We start from the raw sequence: 5,893 nt of genomic DNA on the forward strand, positions 1-5,893 counted from the left end.
CCCGACAAAGCACTACTAGTGGCGTGGCCCCTAGCTGGTCCGCCAGCCCAGCTCGCCCGCGGTGTTGACCTCCGGGAAGCAGTGCCCGACCGCGCTGCGCGTCTCGAGGGCCGTCGCGACCTGGTCGAACATCTCGATGATCGACGTCCACTCCGGCTTGATCATCTCGTTGCGCTCCTGGTCCCACTCGACCACGCAGCCGCGCAGCACGCCGGGCCTCAGGTCGATCGCGAGCACGTCACCGGTGCCGTCGAACGCGATCGGCAGCCATTCGGAGTGGAAGCCGGCCGTCGGTGAACCAGCCTCGGAACCGTCGGCCGGCTTGCTCGTGTGGGTCTCCCTGAGCACGAACGCGCGGTCGGCTCCCAGCGGCGTGTAGAAGGGCGGCAGGATCTCGGCGAAGAGGCCCTCCTCCGTGCCGCCGTAGACGCTCCACCACATCTGGAGGTCGATCGGAACCCGAAGCTCCGGCAGCGCGTCGTACCTCGGACGCAGCACGGCACGGGTGGCCGGAGCGTGCTCCGCCAGCCATGCCAGGATCCGGTTCCAGTGCTCGATCACACCCACTGCTCCATGATCTTGGCGGAACGTCGGGCGAGGTACCGCTCATCGGGGCAGGATCAAGGCGAACAGGTCACTACTGGGGGAAGAAGCTTTCAGATGGCGGAACAGGGTCTCAAGGTCGACCTCGACGCCTTGACCGGATACGCCTCGGCGGTGACCGGTCTGGCCGGCGAGGTGGGCGCGGTCGGCACCGGCACGTTGAACGGCACCACGGCCCTGCCGGGCGACTGCTTCGGCAAGATCGGCAACGAGGTGGGGCTGAACGCCGCGTTCCAGTCCGCCGCGCAGGCCCAGCTGGACGCGCTGAAGGCGGCCTCGACAGGTCTGGCCGGTCTCGGTACTGCCGTCTCGAAGGCCCGTGAGGCGTACGTCGCCCAGGAAGACGCGAACAAGGCCGCGCTGAACAAGGCGGCGCGTGCATGAGCGTCGAAGGGCTCCTGAGCGCGTTCATCGCGCCCATGAAGGAAGATCTGGCCAAACTGGACGGCGACACCGGCGGCGCCACGCGGGCCGGTGACGCGTTCGGCCGCGCGCAGACCGCCATGACGGACTTGGGGAACCGGCACTCGTCCGCTTCCACGGCCGTGCTGAACACGTGGTCCGGGGAGAAGGCCAACGCCTTCACCGGCCGGGTGGCGACCTTCGCGTCGGCCGCGACCACGTTGTCCGCCAACGCTTCCGCAATCAAGACCGCGGCTTCGTCCGGTGTTTCCGCGGTGACCGGCGGGCGTACCGCGATCCAGGGCCTGATCGACGAGTTCACCTCGAAGGCGACGCCCCGGCTCTCGGCCGCGGTCGCTGCTTCGCTCGTGGCCGGGCCCGGCGTGGTGCTGGCGGCGCTGGCCGATCTCGCCGGGATGGCTTCGGGTTACCAGGGCAGGACTTCCACCGAACTGCAGAAGGTCCGCGACCAGCTCACGCAGCTGGTCGGGCAGCTGAACGGGTTGCAGAAGCCCGATCTCGGCGCGCTGGGCAAGCTCGGCGAGCCGCTCGGGGGTGACGAAGGCGGCATGACCTCCACGGCCGGCGCCTCCGACCCCAAGAAGCAGGAGTCCGGTCACGGCACCGGTTCCGGCTCGGGCTCCGGCTCAGGTGGTGGGGGTGGTTCCGGTGGTGGAGGCGGCGGAGGAGGTGGTGGTGGCGGTGGTGGCGGTCACGGCCCCCGGCTGCCCGTCGCGATCCCGCCGCAACCCGGCAGCGGCGTCGGCGTGAACCTGCCAGACGGCAGCAGTGCCGAGGCGCCGAACGAGACCGCCGCGAAGGCGGTCCGCAACGCGCTTTCCGCCCTGGGAACGCCGTACGTGTGGGGTGGTGCGAACCCGCCGCAGGGCACCGACTGCTCCGGCCTCACGCAGTGGGCCTACAAGAACGCGGGCTTCGACATCCCGCGCCCGGCGTCCTCGCAGGCCATGGGCGCGTCCGTGCCGCCGGACCAGGTGCTGCCCGGCGACCTCGTGGTGTGGGACGGACACGTGGCGATGGTGATCGGCAACGGCCAGATGGTCGAGGCCGGCGACCCGGTGCAGGTCGGCAAGATCCGCACGACGAACAGCGGGATGTCGTTCTACGGCTTCTACCGCCCGACGGGCTGATTCTCGACGCGCAGCGGCACCACGACGTCGGAGGCGCAGTCCGGTTCCGGATCGGGCCGGATGAAGTAGACGCTCACCCGGTACCCGGTCCAGTCGGCCCGCGCGCCCTTCGACTTCAGCCTCGCGACGCCGTCAGGCCCGGTCTTGGTGTCCCCGAACCTCGTGGTCGCCCGCTCGCTCGTCGCGGAGAACTCCACGACGGCTCCCTCTGCCGGGACGCCGTTGCGGCTCACGGTGGCCGCCAGCTCGAAGTCGTCGGCGGTGATCGTCGCCGGTGCGGCCGAGATGGTGTAGCCGCAGCCGGAGGTGCAGCTCGTCAGCGCGGCCGGTGCGGTCAGGACCAGCGCGAGCACCACGGCCCTCAATGCGGTCGGCAAAACTCCCCCAGTGCGTGTGCCACCGTCCAGCCCCCAGACTGGACGGTGTCTTCCCCCTGGTGTCAGAGGTTGCCACGCGGGTGTTGAAGGAATGTTGCATCGCAGGTAGAGCCGCTGCCGGACGGCCGGCTCAGCCCTTCTCAGCCAGCTTCCGCAGCTCTTCGACCTTCACGACCTGGCCACCCGCTCCCCACGTCCCCTCCGGCTGCTCGTGGATGAGCACCCACACCCGGATCGCGTCGCCCGCGTCCAGCCCGGCGGCCTCCAGCACCAGCTCGGTGGCCTCCTTGATCAGGCCCTCCTTGCGCCGGTCGGACAGCGCGCCCACCGGCACCGTCACGTCCACCCGGAACCGCGGCGCGTCGTCCAGCGCGGTCGTCTGCGCGCCTGCGGGCAGCTCGTGCAGGTACGTCCACGCGACCGAGCGGAAGAAGTCGTTGTCCGGCGCGCCCTCCCACTTCAGCAGCAGCGTGGCGAGGTCGCGCTGCACCGACTTGCGACCCGCGTCGGTCAGCGATCCGGCGGGTGCGGTCAGTTCGATCATCGGCATGGCTCAGACCCCTCTATAACGAGTGTTATACCCTTCGGCAAGCTATCTTATGACGGTCGTCATAGCCAGTGAGGTGTCATGTCCCGACAGCAGATCGTCGCCGGAGCAGCCGACATGATGCGGCGCCGCGGCCTCAACGCGACGAGCATCCGGGAGGTCGCCAAGCACGCGGGCACGCCGCTCGGATCGACGTACCACTACTTCCCCGGCGGCAAGGACCAGCTCGCCGCCGAGGCCGTGCGGCTGTCCGAGGAGGTCGTCACGAAGGTGCTCGACAGGAAGCTGCGGCAGGGACCGGCGGAGGGCGTCCGGGCCTTCTTCGAGCTGTGGCGGGAGGTCGTGGCCGGCAACGAGTTCAAGGCCGGCTGCCCCGTGGTGGCCGTGGCGGTCGAGGAGGCCGACCACCCTGAGGCGCTCAAGGCGTCGGCCGAGGCGTTCCGGGCGTGGTCGACGCAGCTGGCCGCGTCGTTGCAGGAGCACGGCGTTGCCCGGGAGCGGGCCGCACAGCTCGCCACGCTGGTCATCGCGGCCGCCGAGGGTGCCGTGGTGATGTGCCGGGCCCAGCGCAGCATCCAGCCGCTCGACGACATCGCCGCCGAGCTCACAACACTCCTGGAAACAGCGGTCGCGGCGAACGCCTGACCACGGCAGCACCGAACCGGACACCCCGACGCGCGACAATGCGGCACACTGTTGGCGTAGGGGGTGATCAAGGTGGACGACGACGTCGAGCGCGCCGCGAGGAAGGTGCGCGATGTCGAGCAGGCCGTGTCGCAGCACGTCGCGCGCAGTGGTCCCATCACGGGACTGGCGTCCTCACCGGACGGCGCGGTGACCGTGGTCGCCACGCCCGGTGGTCCGCCGCAGCAGATCGCGGTGAGCGCGGCGGCGCTGCGGATGGGGCCTCAGGGGCTGGCCGCCGAGATCATGCGCATCGCCGAGAAGGCTCAGCGCAACGCGTCGAGCAGGCTGCACCAGACGCTGGAGCGCGTGGTCGACCCGCGCGAGCTGACGGAGCTGGGCTTCGCACGTGAGCAGGACGAGGACTTCGGGTGGCAGCGGTGAACGAAGAACGCATGCAGGCCACCGAGCAGCTCCAGCGCGATCTCGCGGTCACCACCGAGACGATCGAGCACCCGAACGGGCTCTGCATGGTCACGGCGTCCGCGAAGGGCGAGTTCAAGGCCCTGCACCTGCACCCGGCGCTGCTCCAGCAGGGCGCTCGGGCGGTCGGCGAGGTCGTCACCGAGACCGTGCGGCTCGCGACCAACGCGGCCGTGCAGACGAGCTTCAACAAGATGGCACTGGCGCTGGGCGACGGCATGGCGATCGACGTCGAGTCGATCGTCGGCGACTCACCCTTCCGGACGACGTGGAACCCCGTCGTGCCCGGGAAATCCGCAGCTCCCGAGGCAACTCCGGAGCGACGGCCCAGGACGCCGTTCGTCGACGACCCCGACGAGGACGCGTTCTTCGAGAACCCCTTTGGGCGCCGGTGATCAGCACCGTTAGGCTCGCCCACGGCATCAGGCAGGCGTGACCGGGAGGTCAGGATGGCGCAGGACATCGTCCCCATCGAGCTGGGGCTGACGCAGGGTGACGTCGTCACGCTGTGGGCACCCCGCTGGCGCGAGAAGGGCGAGGAGTGGGAGGCGTTCCTCGGTGACGAGGAGGACCTGTTCGTCTTCCCCGACGCCGCGCACCTCGCCGCCTTCGTCCGCACCGCGGAAGAGCACGACCTCACCGATCACCCAGCGTGGCCGGTCGTGCCGTCGCTGGGCGTCGCGGACCTCTCGCCGGACGACAACCACCAGTTCGACCTCGTCGGCGTGCCCGAGCTGATCGCCGAGGACCCGGATACCTGGACGATCGGCGAGCTCGCCGACGTCATCGCGATCGTGCGCGCGCTTGCGGACGTCTGCGACCTGGAGAAGGTCCACGAGGTGCTCGACAGCGCCGAGGGCTTCTCGCTGCTGCCGCAGGGCACGCTGCCGTTCAGCGGCCGTGACGGCGCGAAGCTGTGGGACGAGCTGTCCGAGGTCGTCTCCGAGAAGTGGGACGAGGTCCTCGACGCGATCGACGGCGTCGTGAACACGCCGGAGGTCCCGGAGAAGGAACTGGCCGTCGCGCAGGAGGAGCTCGCCGCCCTCGAGGCCGAGACCGCCGCGGCCGCCGTCGAGGCTCCCGCTTCGGACTCCGATTCCGACTCCGACGAGGAGAAGGCCGAGCCCACCGGGTTCTGGGTCGAGGTCGGCATCGACCCCATCAAGATCATCACGTCGGCCGGCGAGTTCTACACGCTGCGCTGCTACCTGGGCGACGACCCGGTGTTCCTGGGCCGCCGCGGCAAGATCGAGGCCTTCACCTCGCAGCGCGCCCTGAGCCGGTTCGTGGCCGAGAACGACGACCACGACCTCGCCGACGTCGAGACGTGGAACGACGTCAAGGTCAAGGCCACCGCCGGCGAGCTGGACCTCGACGTCGACGACGACAACGTCTACGTGCTGACCGGCCTCGCCGAGGACATGGAGGAAGGCCCGGACGCCCTCGACCCGCAGCAGCTCGACCTGGCCGTCGAGCTGTTCGAGGACGCCGGCGAGTGGGCCGACGACGAGTCCGTGAAGGACGCGCTGGCCCCGTCCGAGTCGCTGGGCTGGCTGGTGTCGTTCGTCGTGTCCCCGGACCCGACGCGTCTCGCGCCGTCCGCTCCGTACGACGCCGAGGTCGCCAAGTTCCGCGAGCTGCAGGCCGCTTTCGAAGACCGCCTGAACTCCAACTGACCGTTTGAACGATGAAGGGAACCTTCATCC

General features: G+C 69.9%; 9 protein-coding genes. 6 read left to right on the forward strand and 3 right to left on the reverse strand.

Annotated features, from left to right (window positions below; translation table 11 throughout):
- Positions 1–30: 30 nt before the first annotated feature.
- Complete coding sequence (locus UK23_RS20335) at positions 31–561, reverse strand: SMI1/KNR4 family protein (protein ID WP_156213253.1); 531 nt, start codon at positions 559–561, stop codon at positions 31–33.
- Positions 562–660: 99 nt separating this feature from the next.
- On the opposite strand from UK23_RS20335, the gene UK23_RS20340 reads away from it, so the two are divergent.
- Positions 661–987 (forward strand): type VII secretion target, encoded by a 327-nt coding sequence (locus tag UK23_RS20340; RefSeq protein WP_045313161.1) that lies wholly within the window; start codon positions 661–663, stop codon positions 985–987.
- Positions 984–2,156 carry a C40 family peptidase gene (locus UK23_RS20345; protein ID WP_045313162.1) on the forward strand — a complete coding sequence of 391 codons (1,173 nt, stop codon included), beginning with the start codon at positions 984–986 and terminating at the stop codon, positions 2,154–2,156. Before UK23_RS20340 ends, UK23_RS20345 begins: the two co-directional genes overlap by 4 nt.
- Here UK23_RS20345 and UK23_RS20350 read toward each other — a convergent pair.
- Positions 2,138–2,533: a hypothetical protein gene (locus tag UK23_RS20350; protein WP_156213254.1), complete on the reverse strand. Its 396-nt coding sequence runs from the start codon at positions 2,531–2,533 to the stop codon at positions 2,138–2,140. The two genes, UK23_RS20345 and UK23_RS20350, sit on opposite strands and share 19 nt — an antisense overlap.
- A gap of 130 nt (positions 2,534–2,663) precedes the next feature.
- Entirely contained in the window at positions 2,664–3,083 is a 420-nt protein-coding gene (locus tag UK23_RS20355) for a tautomerase family protein (RefSeq protein WP_045313164.1), read from the reverse strand.
- 78 nt (positions 3,084–3,161) lie between these two features.
- Between UK23_RS20355 and UK23_RS20360 the strand changes: the two genes are divergently transcribed.
- The 4 genes from UK23_RS20360 to UK23_RS20375 all read left to right on the forward strand — a co-directional run bounded on the left by UK23_RS20360 (position 3,162) and on the right by UK23_RS20375 (position 5,863).
- Positions 3,162–3,725, forward strand: coding sequence for a TetR/AcrR family transcriptional regulator (locus UK23_RS20360; RefSeq protein WP_045313165.1), 564 nt, complete (start codon positions 3,162–3,164; stop codon positions 3,723–3,725).
- A 72-nt stretch (positions 3,726–3,797) separates the two neighbouring features.
- Positions 3,798–4,148 (forward strand): hypothetical protein, encoded by a 351-nt coding sequence (locus UK23_RS20365; RefSeq protein WP_052684838.1) that lies wholly within the window; start codon positions 3,798–3,800, stop codon positions 4,146–4,148.
- Complete coding sequence (locus tag UK23_RS20370; RefSeq protein WP_045313166.1) at positions 4,136–4,582, forward strand: YbaB/EbfC family nucleoid-associated protein; 447 nt, start codon at positions 4,136–4,138, stop codon at positions 4,580–4,582. Before UK23_RS20365 ends, UK23_RS20370 begins: the two co-directional genes overlap by 13 nt.
- Positions 4,583–4,636: 54 nt before the next feature.
- Positions 4,637–5,863, forward strand: a complete 1,227-nt coding sequence (locus tag UK23_RS20375; RefSeq protein WP_045313167.1) for a hypothetical protein — start codon at positions 4,637–4,639, stop codon at positions 5,861–5,863.
- Positions 5,864–5,893 lie beyond the last annotated feature (30 nt).

The sequence above is a fragment of the Lentzea aerocolonigenes genome (genome assembly GCF_000955955.1).
Taxonomy (GTDB): domain Bacteria; phylum Actinomycetota; class Actinomycetes; order Mycobacteriales; family Pseudonocardiaceae; genus Lentzea; species Lentzea aerocolonigenes_A.

What these genes read in the sequence shown, in the direction of transcription:
- UK23_RS20355 (WP_045313164.1), bottom strand. Translation starts at nt 3,083, where the DNA reads ATGCCGATGATCGAACTGACCGCACCCGCCGGATCGCTGACCGACGCG.
- UK23_RS20340 (WP_045313161.1), top strand. Translation starts at nt 661, where the DNA reads ATGGCGGAACAGGGTCTCAAGGTCGACCTCGACGCCTTGACCGGATAC.
- UK23_RS20360 (WP_045313165.1), top strand. Translation starts at nt 3,162, where the DNA reads ATGTCCCGACAGCAGATCGTCGCCGGAGCAGCCGACATGATGCGGCGC.
- UK23_RS20375 (WP_045313167.1), top strand. Translation starts at nt 4,637, where the DNA reads ATGGCGCAGGACATCGTCCCCATCGAGCTGGGGCTGACGCAGGGTGAC.
- UK23_RS20345 (WP_045313162.1), top strand. Translation starts at nt 984, where the DNA reads ATGAGCGTCGAAGGGCTCCTGAGCGCGTTCATCGCGCCCATGAAGGAA.